The sequence below is a fragment of the Microcoleus sp. PH2017_24_DOB_U_A genome, from assembly GCF_020738205.1.
Taxonomy (GTDB): Bacteria; Cyanobacteriota; Cyanobacteriia; order Cyanobacteriales; family Microcoleaceae; genus Microcoleus.
This window is the reverse complement of the sequence record NZ_JAEQCT010000029.1, coordinates 1-16,648: the sequence shown is the minus strand read 5'-3', so window position 1 is coordinate 16,648 and position 16,648 is coordinate 1. Positions and strand designations below refer to the sequence as shown.

Annotated in this window: 12 protein-coding genes, 1 tRNA gene and 1 pseudogene; 8 read left to right on the top strand and 6 right to left on the bottom strand. The window is 45.1% G+C overall.

Going from position 1 to position 16,648, the window contains the following annotated elements; genetic code table 11:
- Window positions 1-552 precede the first annotated feature (552 nt).
- From JGK07_RS06710 to JGK07_RS06700, 3 genes are read left to right on the top strand one after another with little or no spacing between them, the layout of a single operon-like run.
- A complete protein-coding gene (locus tag JGK07_RS06710; RefSeq protein WP_293196765.1) occupies window positions 553-3,225 on the top strand; it encodes a CHAT domain-containing protein in 2,673 nt (890 codons plus the stop codon).
- A complete protein-coding gene (locus JGK07_RS06705; protein WP_293176748.1) occupies window positions 3,222-3,689 on the top strand; it encodes a hypothetical protein in 468 nt (155 codons plus the stop codon). The genes JGK07_RS06710 and JGK07_RS06705 overlap by 4 nt, the downstream gene beginning before the upstream one ends.
- Window positions 3,682-5,064: a hypothetical protein gene (locus tag JGK07_RS06700; RefSeq protein WP_293176750.1), complete on the top strand. Its 1,383-nt coding sequence runs from the start codon at window positions 3,682-3,684 to the stop codon at window positions 5,062-5,064. The genes JGK07_RS06705 and JGK07_RS06700 overlap by 8 nt, the downstream gene beginning before the upstream one ends.
- Before the next feature lie 78 nt (window positions 5,065-5,142).
- On the opposite strand, the gene JGK07_RS06695 is transcribed toward JGK07_RS06700, so the two are convergent.
- The 4 genes from JGK07_RS06695 to JGK07_RS06680 form a co-directional block, all read right to left on the bottom strand.
- Window positions 5,143-5,787: a hypothetical protein gene (locus JGK07_RS06695; protein ID WP_293224291.1), complete on the bottom strand. Its 645-nt coding sequence runs from the start codon at window positions 5,785-5,787 to the stop codon at window positions 5,143-5,145.
- 802 nt (window positions 5,788-6,589) lie between these two features.
- Window positions 6,590-7,543 (bottom strand): PIN domain-containing protein, encoded by a 954-nt coding sequence (locus JGK07_RS06690; protein ID WP_293186757.1) that lies wholly within the window; start codon window positions 7,541-7,543, stop codon window positions 6,590-6,592.
- A gap of 138 nt (window positions 7,544-7,681) precedes the next feature.
- On the bottom strand, window positions 7,682-9,208 hold the full coding sequence (locus JGK07_RS06685) for a site-2 protease family protein (RefSeq protein ID WP_293189269.1): 1,527 nt from the start codon (window positions 9,206-9,208) through the stop codon (window positions 7,682-7,684).
- Window positions 9,209-9,803: 595 nt separating this feature from the next.
- Window positions 9,804-9,877 (bottom strand) — tRNA-Arg (locus JGK07_RS06680).
- 767 nt (window positions 9,878-10,644) lie between these two features.
- Between JGK07_RS06680 and JGK07_RS06675 the strand changes: the two genes are divergently transcribed.
- From JGK07_RS06675 to JGK07_RS06665, 3 genes are all read left to right on the top strand, one after another.
- Window positions 10,645-11,319: an Npun_F0813 family protein gene (locus JGK07_RS06675; protein WP_293189104.1), complete on the top strand. Its 675-nt coding sequence runs from the start codon at window positions 10,645-10,647 to the stop codon at window positions 11,317-11,319.
- 551 nt (window positions 11,320-11,870) lie between these two features.
- Window positions 11,871-12,932, top strand: coding sequence for a hypothetical protein (locus tag JGK07_RS06670; RefSeq protein WP_293224287.1), 1,062 nt, complete (start codon window positions 11,871-11,873; stop codon window positions 12,930-12,932).
- Between the two features lie 155 nt (window positions 12,933-13,087).
- Window positions 13,088-14,092 carry a hypothetical protein gene (locus JGK07_RS06665; RefSeq protein WP_293224285.1) on the top strand — a complete coding sequence of 335 codons (1,005 nt, stop codon included), beginning with the start codon at window positions 13,088-13,090 and terminating at the stop codon, window positions 14,090-14,092.
- Window position 14,093: 1 nt separating this feature from the next.
- Here JGK07_RS06665 and JGK07_RS06660 read toward each other — a convergent pair whose 3' ends face one another.
- On the bottom strand, window positions 14,094-14,369 hold the full coding sequence (locus JGK07_RS06660; protein WP_293224283.1) for a LapA family protein: 276 nt from the start codon (window positions 14,367-14,369) through the stop codon (window positions 14,094-14,096).
- A gap of 347 nt (window positions 14,370-14,716) precedes the next feature.
- On the opposite strand from JGK07_RS06660, the gene JGK07_RS06655 reads away from it, so the two are divergent.
- Window positions 14,717-15,679, top strand: a complete 963-nt coding sequence (locus JGK07_RS06655) for a DNA polymerase III subunit delta' (protein WP_293241612.1) — start codon at window positions 14,717-14,719, stop codon at window positions 15,677-15,679.
- 240 nt (window positions 15,680-15,919) lie between these two features.
- Window positions 15,920-16,393, top strand: a complete 474-nt coding sequence (msrA, locus tag JGK07_RS06650; RefSeq protein WP_293186763.1) for a peptide-methionine (S)-S-oxide reductase MsrA — start codon at window positions 15,920-15,922, stop codon at window positions 16,391-16,393.
- Window positions 16,394-16,485: 92 nt separating this feature from the next.
- On the opposite strand, the pseudogene JGK07_RS06645 reads toward msrA, so the two are convergent.
- Window positions 16,486-16,648 (bottom strand): annotated as a pseudogene (locus tag JGK07_RS06645) (photosystem II q(b) protein); the annotation flags it as partial.

The window sequence follows — 16,648 nt, the reverse complement described above, 5'->3', positions numbered from 1 at the left end:
CCATCAACAATCTCAAAAAAAGATGAAAAATCTCATAGCGACGCACCTCATGTCTATATCCGGTAAAAACAAGTATTAGGTTTATTTCCAGAAGCCCTTGAATAGCAAAGGTGCGTCGCTATGAGATTATCGCTCTAATTCAGAGATTTTCTAGGGCGACGCACCCTACAATGACTGATCTCTTAGTCCGCGGAGGCGGACATTGTTTGTGTAGACGCGGTTTCAACCGCCGGGTGCTCAAGGCGATCGCGAATCCCCACAATTATTGCTACAATAACAAAAACCAACCGCCTCACCATCTCACCAATGTTAGATAAAATCTGGCGCTTCCTCAAACAATTAATTCAGCGGATTTTGTGCGCTTATACTCAGTATTTTAACCCCCCCTGGCCCCCCCCCTTGGTAAGGGGGGGGACAAGAAAGAAAATCTTGCTTCCCCCCTTAGCAACAGCGGGGGGGAAAGAGGGAACAAATCTTGCTTCCCCCCTTAGCAAGGGGGGACTGAGGGGGGTTCTTCCAACTTTGACTGATGCGGAATACGAGGCGAAGTTGATGAAACTTCTAGAATGGGTGAATCAGGGCTGGGGAAGAGGCGATGTTGCGGAATTCTTAATCGCAAAACAAATTAAAAATGGTGATTTGGCGGCTTGGTTGCCGAGGTTTGGATCTCGATTGTTGGAGGGCGCGCAGGGGAGTACAGCGTCTGCGGATGCGGTGTCATCGCTTCAGGAATTGGCGCGGGGGCTGGAGGCTGAGGTTTGGTATAAGCGAGGGAAAGAACAAAATGATTTAGGCTTGTTTGAACAGGCGATCGCATCCTACGAAAAAGCTTTAGAATTCAAACCAGATTTTTACCAAGCCTGGATTAATCGGGGCTGTATTCTTTGTGACAATTTCAACAAATATGAAGAGGCGATCGCATCCTTCGACAAAGCTTTAGAAATCAAACCAGATTTTGACAAAGCCTGGTACAATATGGGCATTGCACTGGATAATTTCGGAAAGTTAGAAGATGCCATCGCATCCTGGGACAAAGCTTTAGAAATTAAACCAGATGAGCACAACGCATGGTTCAATCGGGGCCTTGCACTGCGTAAGTTAGGAAGGTTAGAAGAGGCGATCGCATCCTACGACAAAGCCTTAGAAATTAAACTAGATAAAGAGGAAGCCTGGTTCGATCGGAGCGGTGTACTGTATCATTTAGGAAAGTTAGAAGAGGCGATCGCATCCTGTGACAAAGCTTTAGAAATCAAACCAGATGACCACGCAGCCTGGAAAAATCGGAGTATAGCAGTCGAAAATGCACCTAAACATAGGCTGCTAGTTTATGAAATCTTACAGGGACAATTCCCTAAATCTCCACCAGTAACCAGAACTCTCATAACTCACAACCTGACACAGCGCGGCTATGAAGGTCAAATATTAACATTAAAAACAGGCTTAGAGTATTGCCAACAAAATACCCACCCCGAAGGATATGGAGAACTGCATCAAGCACTAGGAGATGCTCATTATAGTCGCGGAAAACTCACTTCTCCCAACACCTATTGGAATAAAGCCACCACCAACTACCAAGAATCCCTCAAAACTCTAACACCAGATACTTTCCTAAAACTGCATCTACAAGTATTGCAGAAATTAATCAAAACCTTAGTCAGCTTAAAGCAAACTGATGAAGCAAATAAATTACGACGAGATGCCACCGATTTATTGCAACGCTTACTGAAACAGCAAAACTATTCCCAACTCACCCAACAGCAACTCACCGACAAATTAGTTAGCTTTGAACAATTAACCGTAAATATATTCATGCAATCTGGGCAGTTTGCCGAAGCCTTAGCCACAGCAGAAACCGATAAAAATGTCTGCTTATCTTGGCTGGTGGATGCCTTGCCAATTCCCGATTACGAAACAGAAGAGACAGTCACTCACGCCCAAATTCAGCAACTCCTCAATCCGACAACAGCCGCGATTTACTGGCATCTCAGCGACGCATCCCTGACAACATTCATCATTAAATCCGATGGCTTGTTGTCTCCCGAAACCTGTTTCAGCGATTTTCCCGATGAACTTGAAAAATGGGTGAAGGAGTGGAATCAACAATACACCGACTATCAATCTAAGGAGAAAACAAGTCAAGTAAATCATCCTTGGCGTGGGGGAATGGCAAGTAAATTTGCCCGACTCAATGCAATCCTGAAAATTGATGCGATTGAACAGCAATTAGAGGGAATTACCCAGTTAATTTTGATTCCGCATCGGGACTTGCACCGCTTCCCGATTCATGCTTTGTTTAGTCGGGATTTTGTGGTTAGTTATTTGCCTAGCGCTCAATTTGGGTTGAATTTGAAACATCGGTTGAATCCTCCAACTGCGGCAAATACAGCAAATACACCAAATACAGTCGGCGAATGGAATTCGCGGCTACACAGACAAAACCCGCCTCCGCGGGTTGAAGAAGGGGAAGTGAATTCTATCCTCAGTATCGAAAATCCCAACAGTATAATCATTGATGAAAACGGCAAACGAAAAGAATTGCTTCCTTTACCAGCCGCCGAGATAGAATCCGAAATTATTTGCCGAATGTTTGCCAACTCTACCCGACGGGGAGAAAATGCAGCTACCCTCGATGAAGTCACCAAATTATTGCCACAGCCCCACAACATTTTTCACTTTACCGGACACGGTAGCTATGATTTTGACAATCCTCAACAATCAACTTTATACTTAAGCGATACTCACCGATTAACAGTCAAAGAAATCATCCAACTCAACCTCAGTAACTACAAATTAATCTGCCTTTCCGCCTGCGAAACCGCAGTCACAGACAAGCAAACAATTCTCGCCGAATATGTAGGATTGACTAGCGGTTTTATGCGGGCGGGAGTTGGCTTTGTCGTCAGTACCCTGTGGCCAGTCCAATCCGGGGCGAGTACGTTATTAATGATAGACTTTTACCGACGGTGGCGAGAAGAGGGCGATTCGCTACCCGTCGCCTTAGCAAATTCTCAAAAATGGCTGCAATCAGCCACCCGCGAAGATTTAGCCGCTTGGTATCAGCGGGAAATTGACAAGATTTCCGAAAACAGCAGCGAACTTTCTGTAGCTGAAGTTAGCCTGCGCCGATTCTTTAAAAGCAATCAGCAAAACTTGGCTAAAATGGAATCAGACCAACCTTATCAACATCCGTATTACTGGGCAGCCTTCACTCTAACGGGATTATGATGAAAAATAATAATGACGATATTTTTACAGCTTTCATTGGCGCGGTACTCCAACAAACAGAACCGCTACCCGCACCAGTTCAATTAGAGTTTAATAAAATTGATGAAGCTTTCACAATTATCGATATCGAAAGACTTGCCGAATTGCATCCCCCTCTGCTAGCTGCTTATGAAGAAACTCATAATTGGTTGATGTATCATAGCAATGAACGTAGCAAAGGATTAGATGTTTTGCCGGATAGTGAATCTGAAAAAGAAAACACTACTAACCCCGAAATTAGTAACGCAGCCAGCGATATCAGCGATTTAACAAATTTACCAAAAATCATCAATGAAATCGATACCAAAGTTAAGCCGCGAGGGTTAAAAAAAATTCTGGGAAAAATCTTGCAAGCTGGGGATTCAGTGCAAGCAAGTCGCGATACAATTTTATCGTCAATAGCAGACAGTTTCACCCATGACTAACGAAAATTGGCTGATTTACCCTACCGTCGATTTGTTTGTCTACGATTTAGCCGACGGTATCGGACAAAGTGAAGACAAAATCAGCCAAAACCGCCAGCAGTTTTGGCAAAAAATCTATGGCGATAAACTCTCGCAGCCACAGCAAACACAAATCGAACAAGCTGAAACCGAAATCGGTGATTACATCGATTTACTCGGCAACCAAAAAGTAGTAGCATTTGAATCTCCCCTCGATGGCTATGCTTATCCTGTCAAATTCGGCGATACTTATGCGGTGCAGTTTGACTTATCCGGCAAAATAGAACCCGACAGCGATAAGAAATTTGTACCCAAAGAAATCGATTGTTTAGAATGGCTGAAATCTACAATCATCTCGCGCTTCAATCAACCTGCTACTATCGGTCAAAGTTGGCTAGTTTGGGGTGAATTGACTAGCGGGCAAGATGCTTTAAAAACTGCCAAAAATTGCTACAACAAACTTGAGTTAGTCCCGAATGCTAAATGGGATCGGGATTTAAAAGCATCAGGGCAATTTTTAGGGGCAAATTTTTATGAATTGTGGCTACCTCCGGGAGATAGAGGCAATATCAGCCAAAATTATCATGTGTTAATTTGCTTGTTTTCTAACAGTGGCGAGGCATCAATTCCCACTACTCGCCAAAAAATGACTAAACTTTATCCGCAGTTCCTCCGATTATTTGGATACCGCAATAAAGTGATTTGGGCTTATCAACAAAGCCGCCAACTTAAGTCGAATCTCAAGGATGCTTCGCGGAAGATTCAAGAAATTGTCAGCCTACTGCCAGAACAAGTCAATGCTGCTAAAGTTGACTTGAAACAATTGCAGCAAAATTTGGTCTATTGCTTGACAATTTTTTCGATTTATGCTAATTATATTAGTCGATTGGAAGAACAAGAAAATACAATTAAAACTAATCTGAACAACTATAATAAACGGCTAGAAACTATAGCGGAAAGAATGGGAAATGACAAAAATGAGTTAAAATTTATGGCAAGTTTCAGCGATTTTGCTGAGGAAAAGTATGTCACCCAAGTTAAAGCGGATAATAGAAGTTTGAGTGCGGGTTTGCGGTTGTTGGAAAATGCGATCGAGACTGTAGAGGGGATTATCGAGATTGAGAGGGCTAAGAGCGATCGCACTTTAAACTTTACCATTGGTACAGTGGGCGTGGGAATTGGCACCAGCGGAGTCGCCGCCAGCATCTACGCCAGCCAAATCAAAAGCCCCGCTAGCCCGGAAAATCCGATGTCGGCCAGTCAAGTTCTCGTGTTGAGTCTGCTTTTGGGAATTGCAGGAGGCTTAGTCAGTGCGGGTTTATTAAAATTGCTTGACAGAATTCGGGGCTCGAAATAAACCGCAGATGGGGCTGAGGGCGCACAGAGAAGACAAGGGGAGAAAGTTATTGAGGGTTGATAACTCTGAGGATTTCTGTTAGTTAGCAGGCTTGACATCTTCCCACCAAAGTTGGACATAAGGCCAGAATACTTTATCATCATCTAGCCTGACTGTCACTTCATAGCGATCGATCTGAGTGAGTTCGCCTGTTTTACCATTGAATTGCAATTGTTTGGGATCGTCAGTGTGAATTTCTACCTTCTGATTCAACAGCGGCAGCATTTGCTTTGAAGAACCATGAAACGGATTTTTGCCTCTGAGCACATAGCCACCAATGAAAGATATGTACATTAAAGTTAGGAAAAATACTGTACAGAAACTCACAATCAACAGTGTTTTTGCTTGTGAAAAATTGGTATAAACGCTCGTAACTCCTACTACCATTGTTCCGAAAAATAACAGACTCGGGAGCAAAAGTCCATCTCCCAGAAACTCGCTACAAAAAAGCATCAGGGGTATCTGAAAACCAAATAATGCAGCTACCCAAATCCACCCACTCAGCAAGGATTCAGATAGTAGCCAATTCATTCCTACTGTAAGGCCGATCGCAATTCCTATCGCCCAAATCGGTGCCGCATAATCGTACTGTCTGAAGGGAAGAACTACAAAAAAGAATACAGCATAAATAAAACCCGCAATAGCTAAGGCTAATCCACTAATTATTTCGTTCCAGTTCAGCATTTTTAAATTCGGCGCAAATAGTGAAATCTTAATTAATATTATGTCGGCTTGAACAATAGTCCGGACATTTTTTTATCGCGAACGGTATAATAAGGGTTTCAGCTTCTTCAGACGCTGAAATCTTAACGGTAGAATGCCAGTTTCAGCCACCACCCCAAAAAAACTGTCCGGATTATTGCTCGAACAACCCCTATAAAATAGGTTTGAGGGTTCGGACTTCTCAGAACAAACGCATCTTATTTTTAGGATGCTTGCTAGACAAAGGTTTGGGCTATTGTGCATTTGTGTTCCCAAATGCTGAAACCCTTGCTAGGTAATGCTTACAGAATTCATGCCAATTTGAAAAATTAATGCAACAATATTGGTAGGGTGTGGATTCATCGATCGTACAAAAAAAATACAGAAAATCTGACAGCGACACAAAGCGCGACAATACTTGAGTAAACAAAGTCAACTAAGAGTGTTGCAGCAAGGATTTTTTAAATTGGTATTAGATGCGTTTGCCATGGGACTTCAGTCCTTTGATTTTTGATGCGGACTGAAGTCCGAACGATCAAACCTTATAAATGATAAAAATTAATAAATTAGACAGGAGAAGGAAAAAATTTGCGATCGCGCAAAGATGTAAAATCTAATTCCGCTAATGCTTTCTCGCTTATTTTGATGTGTTCTCAATCTGTGAATAGTTACCAATTAACCGGGCTGGCAATTACAGATTAAGGCTATCACAGACTTTTGCTACTTGCTGTCGATGGTGATAGTCCTTATTGAAGCTAGAAAGCGGAATTTTCAGACCGATATATCATTTAGGGTCGATCGACTTGACAAATTGTTGCACAGGCTGCGGTAGAGCCGGTACAAAAGTCTTTCTAAAACCCCGAGCATCCAACACTCGCCACAAAATACCCACCGCTACCGTCAAGAAAAATAACGCTCCCAAAAAATTGAACGCACCAGACAGAAAACCGCCATCCCTTTTTTTCGGAGGCGTAATGTGTTTGATCCGATATACAGCCGGCTCGTAATCTTTCCGTTCCTCGCGACTGGGCACCGGCTTTTTGGCATTGGTGCGCGAACTCTTACGGGGGCTCCCACTCAAACCCGTTTGATTAGTTTTAGTAGAACTACTGGGCGAGTCCAAATCAGAAGCGCCACGCATCGTGAACTTGCTAACAGATGTCCCGGTTTTGCCAACACCAGCATTCTGTATTCTACTGTTAGAGCGCTGAGTTGATTGGCGATCGGCTAAAGTTCGCATCAAACTTTGCAATTGCTGAGTCGCAGCCGGCGGGCGTTCCGCTTTCCTCGCCCAATTTAACAGCATCGCCGCAGTAATGCCGCAAAGATTCGCAGCCCCCACAGAAGCTATCCGCTTCAGCAGAGGCTGACTGTTGGACACAAACACCACCAGTGCGTCGGGATGTTCCTGAGCCAGACCGTAAACGCACTGAGCTGTAGCTACTACTAGCATTGCTTGTGCGCTTTGATTTTTCATCGAGGGTTCTAGGCCCCGATGCGTTTCTTGAGCATCAGTCACAATCCAGCCACTATCTGCAAAAAAGCGCATAAACTCTCTGGCCACTTGCTCTTGAGCTTTTTCTACCGCTTTCCCTGTCAGATAATCTATTTCGTCATACACTACTTCCGGGAGATAGCAACTTCCCACCTTGGCATATTCTTGCCAAACTTGGGTTCTGCCAGCCATCAAAACATCCGCATCAAAAGTTACCAATACAGGAGGAAGTTGATTAGCCATAACTTTAGCCTAGATGCTCATATCCGTGATTTTTACTTGCTAAATTAAGTTTAAACAAATTCCGAGCTTTTCTATTGGGTTAATTCATAAATATCTGGGGTGCGCCCAAGCGCACCCAGCCCACCAATGGTCAGATGATTAGTTGCCAATTCCTAAACGCCCAGCTAAAGCGGGAGTCAAGGGCAAAAGTACAGAAATCATTAAGAACAAAGCCAACAAACCCAAAGCTGCGCGAGCGTCGTCAGGTTCAGTCAGCTCGTTAAGGCTCGGCCGCTCCAGATTCCGCTGTAAAATCAGAATCACGATCGCCCAATACAAAGCCAAAGGATTAACTAAAGAAGCGATCGCCAGCACCACAAACGTCGCCAAAGTAGCGCGACTGGCAATTTTCCGGCCGTAGATTGCTTGCACAATTCTACCTCCGTCCAACTGTCCCGCAGGCATCAAATTAATCGCCGTGATTACCAAGCCCAACCAACCAATAACTACCAGCGGGTGAACGTCAACAATCTGTTGCTGCAACGCCGCACCCAAAACCACTTTTGCCAAAGTTCCCACCAAAACCGAGCCCTTGAAATACTCTGCGGGAATTTGAAACAAACTGCCGGGGTGAGAAAGCAGCAAACCCGTTACCAGCATGAGCAGAGAAATTATTCCCCCAGCGGCTGACCCAGCAAAAGCAATGTCAAACAAAACTTTACGGTTGGGAAGCAGCGACTCAAAACGCTCGATCGCCCCAAAAGAACCTATCTGAAAAGTTGGTATAAAAAACGGCCAACTCAAGCCAACCTTGTACTGATTTGCCAGCACTCGGCGAGCAATTTCGCCTGAACCTAAAACCGCCCAAATTCCCGCCGCAATTGGCAGCACTTCTGGATATCTACCAGGCGAGTTAAAGAAATCGAAACTCAGCAGCAAACCGGCTGTTTCCAAACTGGTAGCAATTGTTGCTAGTAGCAGTACGACTGCGAGGATTTTTTGAGATAGGGTAGTGGGCTGCGGGTCGTTTGTGCTGGGCAAGATAATAACTACCGGCTTCTCGTCCTGATTTTCTACTAAAAACAGGCGGTAGCGATCGTTCAATCTTTCTTGCAAACTTGCCGTCAAACGCGAGTGTACTTGTTCTGGGTCTCCCCGGAGATTGCCTTTCAAGATTACCCCATCTTGATAGGGAATCGTTTCTATAGCAAAGAAAGTATCGATGCCAAAGATGCCTTGAATTGCCTTGAGGTCTTCAACTGGAACGGGAATTATTTCTAATTCATTAGTTGCAGGCGATGTGACGATCTTAATAATTTCTTTTGCTGGTACCCGTTGTTCGTTTGCAGGGGAGTTTCCATCGCTTTGGGACTCGATCTGGGCCGGATCGGGGCGCGAGTCGATCACTGCATCGGCTGCTGCCTTCCGCAATTGCCTGCCCAGATAAATGTACAATCCCGTGGATGTCACCAGCAGCAACAATACCGCCACTAGATTTAGGTAAATCCCGGCACCGAACAAACCAAAGAACAGCAGCCACGGACTCATCAGCACCACTGACTGCAACCAAGCTAACATTCCCAGTTTGCCAAAAGGTCTGGCGCGATAAAATCCCCAACCCAGAATTCCCACAGCAACCAATACCAGTGCAATTGTGGCGGTATTTTCCGATGCCACGATCGGCATTCCGGTTGCTTGCGCCAATACCGGCTGTAACTGGTCGATCGCGCTGCGGTCGAGTAATAGCATTAAATTTTGGGGTATATGAAATAAAATTGCTCTTAACATATCCAAACCTGTCCAAAAATAGCCCGATCACTAAGGATAACTCCTGAGGGCTTCTCGACCCACAATCGCCTGCTGCTGTTTTAACTTTTGGGCGATCGGCTATTGACACAAAAGACTTTTTATGATAACACATCCGGTGTGTCAATCGATTTTAGATTGTAGATTTTAAATTTTAGATTTTAGAGGCGACCCCACGGATAAATTCGGGGGAAGAGAGGATTTGAGATTTTCGATTTGGGATTGATTCCACCGATAAATCACGTGGCGGAACATGCAGAAATTCGCTTGTCAAACATAAGAGGAAGAGGCGTAGGAGTGTCGATCGCGCGGAAGCCGGAAGATTTGCCAAATTTGGCAGGTCGGGCTTCAGGACGAATTTCATGGTGTTTTGGATGCCCGAATCCGCAACAACTGCGAAACAAACAAGGTTTCAGGTAGTCTGTCAGCTTTGGGGAAAACGTCTGAAACTATTGTCATGTATAGGTTTGGTTAACGGGTACGGCAGGACTTGAACCTGCGGCTCGCTGCTTAGAAGGCAGCTACTCTATCCAACTGAGTTACGCACCCAACTCAAAAAATCTTTAACAGTATCATTGTATCGGTGGAGTGTGCGATCGAGCAAGTAAATATTTTTTAACTTAGACAGAAACCGGTTCTATCTAAAAAACTACGATGTGGAGCGCGGCGCGATCGGGAGCGAACACGCTAGTGATGAGAGTGCCCTTGCGTCCAGGATAGCAATTCACAAAAGCTGGAGGGACTCACCTGCAAACAACACAATTGTTAAAATTCGATAGTGACAAAGCCTCAAACGTAGGCCACAAGATCGAAAAACCAGAAATCCTCCCCTGATTTTAGGCATGAGTTGAGGCAATCGTGACTAACTTGCCGATCTTTGCCGATCTTTGATGATGTTTGCCAACATTCTGCTCGACTTGATATTTGAGAAAAATGTGGTAGAACTAGGATTGAAAGACTCAGGTGAAAATCCCTGATGGTAGGGAGCCTATATATAAGCTTCCTCTACGGCATCAAAGCAAAATAGTCAATCGCCCGATCGGCACGAGCTCAGAAATCAAGCGTTGCCAGTACAGCAGTCGTAAGTTGTGCGCGGGGGAATTTCCTTCGTGCATTAGTTCATATGCCATGGTTGAGAGACAATCTCAGCTTAGATACTTGTTAGCATTTGTTAGCAAAAAAGTATCGGAACGCTTGAGGAGGGAAATCCTGCTAATTAAAGTGAAATCGTTGAATCAAGCACCTCCAAGCCTAAAAGCCTGGAAAGCTTCAAAAGCACAGCACCTCGGCCATGACAGGAGTCAAATCGCAGTGTCATGTTTATTCTGAAACGGCAGGATGTTGAAATATCCAATTTTCAACACCCAAAACGGGATCAACAAATTCCCATTCTCAATTATCAGGGGCAGACTTTTCGCCTAATCAGCGCCTTCAACGGCAAGCAAGCAGAAGACGCCAGAGCCTTGTGGCGGGATTTAACCGACAACCGAGGCAAAGCCTGCGTTCTGCTAGAAGAGCCGGATAGATATAGCGTTTGGGGAAAAGTCCGTTTAGATCAGCTTGCCGGTGAAGAACCGGCAGGTACAGAATCGGCTAAAGCACCGCTATTCGCGCAGGGCTGTCTGCTGCTCCTCCAAGCTGTTTACTTCGATGTAGAAGACCTCTTAGGCGCAAGGCAAGCCACATCGTTTCAGAAAGATATCACCAAGGTATTTCAGCAAGGAAACTTCCCCCAGGCAGACTCCGCTGATGCGATCAAAAATTGGCTGACCGTTAGTCCCTTGCAAAATCATAAGGTGCCCCCTTGGCAAGAGCAACATCTCAAAACCTTATTGCAAGAACTTCACCGTTTGGGCAAATCATATTTTGGCAATACCGACTTCGCTGAGGGAGTGAGCGATGTGCTGCAAGATATGCCAGCACAGGATCGCACTCAGTTTCTCGATTGGCTGAAACAATCAGCCCTCAACAAGTTGTGGATCGCAGCATAGAAAATCTTTGACAATTGCTCTGACAATTGGGCCCAGATAATCGAGCTGAGATAATTTCACTGTCGGGGGCAAGGGAGATACAGGTTGGATTGCCAACTTGTATCGATCGAGCGACATAACTGTTAAATCAGTTAAGAGGCCAGCTACAGTCTGGCAATTTAACTAAAATCCGATCGCAGTTCCCACCCAAAATCATTGATATGAGTGGGGGAGTGTGAAAGCCAAAAACAGAGAAAGCAACATTTGAGGATATAATTTCCGAGTTTAATAGGCTACGGTAAAAGCCTTAATGGTGAAGGCGCAGACCGTATTTCTATCATCTGTTCCCGGGCAAAACATCGACTAAGAACTAATTCTTTTAATTAGTAAATAGATAGTATTTTTGCTTAGTCTTCCGAGAGTGTACGAGGGCAAAAATCCCCACGACACGCTGAGGACGGCAGTTTTTCCGGGAGCGTCAGATCAAGGTTCTTTGGCGAAAGAATCCTCATCTACAATCAAAGATTGAGATGGGGTGCGTTCAACCGCTAGTTAGGTATCGTGAAATCCCTATGAGTAGCACTTCAGAAAAGTCATCTACATCTACCTCTTTACTATCAGCTCAGACCCTCGTGATTGTGGGCATTGTCTGGGCTGTCATGGCGCTGCTGTTCTTTTTGCTGTTCAGCGTCCCTCTTTCACAAGAAGATGGTTTACCGCCTTGGTACTCGATCGGCACTTATGTTTTTGAATGCGGGGCATACCTTGGAGCGTCTTTAGTCTGTTTGAGAAACTGGAAAAGCCCCCACATGGCAAGCGGGCGTAACGTCTGGCTGGGAATTGGTTTGGGGATGCTCTTCTATTTTATCGCCGGCGTGCTGTTCGGGATTTGGGAACTCTATTTCGAGTTAGACCCAGATGTGTCCCCAGCAGATGCGTTTTATCTGGGCAGCTATGTGGTACTGATCGGAGGCATGGTTCTAGCTGTGACTTCCAAGCGACTGAATCTAGAATTTTGGCAATGGGGTTTGTTAGCGGCAATAGCAGCCTTTGGGATTGCTGTAGCTATCTGGGTTGCTGCGCCCGACTCTTGGAGACAACAGCTAGGAATGGCTCCGGCAGCTCCCCAGGAAGTAGTTACAGGATCTGCACCTGACTCAACGGCTGCCAAAGGAAAAGCCCCTGCTTTGGACAATTCGGCTCAGTCAAAGGCAAAAGGAACGGCAGCAGCGGCTGCTAAATCGGCATCGGAAGAATCAGCAGAGGTAACTAAAGCTCCCGAATGGGTGATGGCACTTGACAAGCAACTATCACCTTACGCCTATGCAATCAATTTGTTTTACATCGTCGGGGACGTTTTTCTGCTGATTATTGCTACTGCGCTGCTGCTGGCCTTTTGGGGAGGACGTTTCTCCCAATCTTGGAGAATGATTGCGGCTGCAACTTTTTCGCTTTACATCGCAGATATGTACTTCAAATGGCGCGATACTCAGGCTGAGGGTAGTTATCAAAGTGGCAGTTTGCTGGAAGTCTTTTTTGTTTTCAGTGGCATCCTGTTCGGAATAGGAGCTGTTTTGGAACATGACATCTCCACCCGTTCTCGTCAAAGCAGGCGGACTCGTCGCACCGCGTAGCGATTTGAGATTGGGGTTGCTTCGGCAAGGGAGGGGAACGTGAAAGCTTTTTTGCCCTTGCCTGCATCTCTCAGCTTCAAATCGAAAATAAAAAATCATACTTTGCCGATCGCACTTCCTACGTCTTTTCACGTCTTTTTGCTGGAAAACTTGGCATGACGCCCACAAAACTCTCCGATTCAGACAAACGGGAACTCCTCCGGCTGTACCGACAGTCGGACGAGAATACTATCACTCTGGCCAAGCGCTACGGAGTGAGTAGTTCGACTGTAAGGCGCATCATTCAGGGGGCTTTGTCCGAGTTAGAATACGCATTTCTAGTCCAGCAAAAACAAAAGCGTTCGTCCGATCGTAGCACCAGCAGCCTTTCTCAACCAACAGAAACGGCTGCTGAATCGCCGGCTAAGAACTCCATCGCCCCTGGAGATACTCCCCTGTCTGAGTCACTCCCCGTCACGCAGTCAGCCCCAAATTCGAGGCCGACGATCCGAAAGCGTTCTGTATCAGCCACCCAACCTGTACCAGAAATCGAAATTCCAGGAACTTTACAGTCGGATTTCGAGGTTTCTGATTTACCAGATGCCCCAGCAGGCAATCTTGCCGAACCCAGCCACCGTGCTGTTGTGACTGGGGAACTACAGGCAATGCTTGGTGGTGAAGATTTTAGCGATTTCGACGAAGATGAGGATGAGGATGAGGATGAGGAGGATGAGGATGAGGATGAGGATGAGGATGATGACGACTTCGACGAAGATTTAGAGGATGAAGATTCTCTGTTTGAAGGGAGTCTGCTGGGTTCGATGTCCGGAGAGTCGATAGAACTTCGGGCTATAGGCCCGATTCAAGTTTTGCCTTTAAGCGAAGCATCTGTGCCCAAAATTTGCTATTTAGTAGTCGATCGGGCGGCAGAGTTAATCACCAGACCTCTGAAAGCATTTGGCGAACTCGGTCAAATTCCGGCGGCCGAAATTCGCGAGAAAACCCTACCAGTTTTTGATAATCACCGAGTGGCGCGCCGATTTTCTACTCGCAATCAAAGAGTTTTCAAGATTCCCGACGGCAGGCTGTTGCAAAAAGCCGCGCCTTACTTGCTAGCCAAAGGAATTACTCGGCTGCTGATTGAAGGTCAGGTTTATTCCATCGAAGGTGTGAAAAATTAACTTAATATTCTGCGGTGTCCGAGTCTTCGGGATTTGCTTGAAATCTAGGACGCGAGTCTTGGGAATCTGAAAGGTTCCAAAGCGGTTGTAGCACTGCACCGCCTATCAGTCCCGCACTAATGCTCATGGCCAATACTAATCCTACAGGAATCTGTATGGATTTAAACAAGATAAAGCTTAAGGCTACTGGCGCGGCGTTCTGGACTGAGATTATGCCGATCGCGCTTGCTAAAATTGCTACTAAAAAACTTATGGCGAGCAGAGGAATTGTTTTCATAAATGGGCAGAAAAGCTAACACTTTAACTAATTTTACTGCTTAATGATTTAAATCTTATGTCAAAATATTATTTTGGCAAACCTCCTATCATTAAATAATATACAACAAGATTAGGGGCAAAGTCAAGTAGATACCGGAGAAATATATTTTTTGTTAAATTAAACATAAAAAATAAACATTTTTACAATTCTAATTTTTACAATGCCAACTGTATTGCGAGTATATCATGGGCAGTCATCTCAACTAAACTAAATGGAATGATGTTAATGTTACCTTCATGTTAGTAATTTAACTTGTCAATGTACCTCATAAACTTGGAATACGCTGTATTTATCACTCTTAAAACATGGAATATTTCACATCATTGATCGGGCAAGATCGAGCAGTAGAATTGCTGACCCAAGCAGTCGATCGCAACCGAATTGCTCCCGGCTATCTATTTGTCGGCTCCAACGGCACCGGCAAAAGCTTAGCAGCACAGTGTTTCATCGAGCTTTTATTCTCAGTAAATCTTCCCGAAAGGCGATCGAGAGAATCCGTGCAAAATCGCGTCCGACAGCGAAATCATCCAGACTTACTCTGGGTAGAACCAACCTACATGAACCAAGGCAAACGGCTTTCCGCAAAAGAAGCAGAGGAAGCAGGATTAAAGCGAAAAGCACCGCCCCAAATTCGCCTAGAACAAATTCGCGAAATCGGCGAATTTCTGAGTAGGCCACCACTAGAAGCTGGGCGTTCAGTCGTAGTTTTAGAACAAGCAGAAACAATGGGCGAAGGAGCAGCCAACGGCTTGTTGAAGACCTTGGAAGAACCGGGAAAAGCAGCGCTAATTTTAATTGCTCCGACTGTGGAAGCTTTGCTACCCACGTTGATTTCCCGCTGTCAAAAAATCCAGTTTTCGCGGCTGAATCCCGAAGCAATGAGACAAGTTTTGCAGCAAGGGGGATTTGCCGAGATTTTATCCCATCCCGAGGTAATCGGGATGGCGCAGGGAAGTCCTGGAGAAGCAATTGCTATTTGGCAACAACTGCAATCAATACCCGAGGATTTGCTGCAAAAAGTCAAGCAGTTGCCTCAAAATTTGCGCTCAGCTTTGGAATTGGCTAAGGAAATTGATAAAACTTTAGATACTGAATCTCAGTTGTGGTTAATTGATTATTTACAGCATTGTTACTGGCAGCAATTTTTGGCAGGCCGAATTAGCCGATCGCCCTTAGAACCCTTAGAAAAAGCCCGACAATATTTGCTAAACTACGTACAGCCGCGATTAGTCTGGGAATGCACACTAATGGGAATCTGTCAACCATAATAAGAGTGCCAAGTTTGAGCCCAATACAATAATTAAATAAATTCACCTAATTAAAAATAAAATATCGATCGCTAAAAAGCTTGCTGTATATGTCTTATCACTTCTCTCGGGACGATAACTAAAGCCGTCCTCCGACTTCTATTTCTGTTCTTCCTTCTTCCGACTTCCATTTCTATTCTTCCTTCTATCAACTGTCAACTGTCAACTGTCAACTGTCAACTCTTCCTTCTTCTTAACACAATGGAAAAAGCCACATTTGCCGCCGGTTGTTTTTGGGGAGTCGAACACAAGTTTCGCGCCGTTGCGGGTGTCATCTCGACTGCTGCGGGCTACACAGGAGGTCACTGGCCGAATCCCTGCTACCTCGACGTTTGCGCCCGAGTTACCGGTCACGCTGAAGCAGTGCTCTTGGAGTACGATCGATCGCAAATCAGTTACGAAACACTGCTAGATATATTCTGGAACTGTCACGATCCAACCCAAATCAATCGCCAAGGCCCCGACAGAGGCGAACAGTACAGGTCAGTCATTTTTTATCACAATTCGGAACAAGAAAAAGCCGCCCGCGCATCCAAACAAAAATTGCAAATTTCCGGTAAATACGACAAAGATATTGCCACCGAAATCAAACCCGCTGGTGAATTTTATATGGCCGAGGATTACCACCAGCAGTATATTGAGAAGAAGCGGCAGCCCTCCGCATCAAAGGACTAAAGTCCTCACTACAAACCTGATAAAAATATATTTTCCCAAACAAAAAGCGCCCCTATTTCTAGGAGCGCTTTTTGTCAATCAAGAGTTAAAAATTAACCGTTGATGGAAGGAGCAACCAAAGCCACGGGAGTTGTTTCACCAGCAGCCAAGTCGAGCGGGAAGTTGTGAGCATTGCGCTCGTGCATTACTTCCATACCCAAGTTAGCGCGGTTGATGACATCAGCCCAGGTGTTGATGACGCGACCTTGTGAGTCG

What these genes read in the sequence shown, in the direction of transcription:
- JGK07_RS06665 (WP_293224285.1), top strand. Translation starts at nt 13,088, where the DNA reads ATGACGCCCACAAAACTCTCCGATTCAGACAAACGGGAACTCCTCCGG.
- JGK07_RS06700 (WP_293176750.1), top strand. Translation starts at nt 3,682, where the DNA reads ATGACTAACGAAAATTGGCTGATTTACCCTACCGTCGATTTGTTTGTC.
- JGK07_RS06670 (WP_293224287.1), top strand. Translation starts at nt 11,871, where the DNA reads ATGAGTAGCACTTCAGAAAAGTCATCTACATCTACCTCTTTACTATCA.
- msrA (WP_293186763.1), top strand. Translation starts at nt 15,920, where the DNA reads ATGGAAAAAGCCACATTTGCCGCCGGTTGTTTTTGGGGAGTCGAACAC.
- JGK07_RS06705 (WP_293176748.1), top strand. Translation starts at nt 3,222, where the DNA reads ATGATGAAAAATAATAATGACGATATTTTTACAGCTTTCATTGGCGCG.
- JGK07_RS06710 (WP_293196765.1), top strand. Translation starts at nt 553, where the DNA reads ATGAAACTTCTAGAATGGGTGAATCAGGGCTGGGGAAGAGGCGATGTT.
- JGK07_RS06660 (WP_293224283.1), bottom strand. Translation starts at nt 14,369, where the DNA reads ATGAAAACAATTCCTCTGCTCGCCATAAGTTTTTTAGTAGCAATTTTA.
- JGK07_RS06695 (WP_293224291.1), bottom strand. Translation starts at nt 5,787, where the DNA reads ATGCTGAACTGGAACGAAATAATTAGTGGATTAGCCTTAGCTATTGCG.
- JGK07_RS06685 (WP_293189269.1), bottom strand. Translation starts at nt 9,208, where the DNA reads ATGCCGATCGTGGCATCGGAAAATACCGCCACAATTGCACTGGTATTG.
- JGK07_RS06655 (WP_293241612.1), top strand. Translation starts at nt 14,717, where the DNA reads ATGGAATATTTCACATCATTGATCGGGCAAGATCGAGCAGTAGAATTG.
- JGK07_RS06675 (WP_293189104.1), top strand. Translation starts at nt 10,645, where the DNA reads ATGTTTATTCTGAAACGGCAGGATGTTGAAATATCCAATTTTCAACAC.
- JGK07_RS06690 (WP_293186757.1), bottom strand. Translation starts at nt 7,543, where the DNA reads ATGGCTAATCAACTTCCTCCTGTATTGGTAACTTTTGATGCGGATGTT.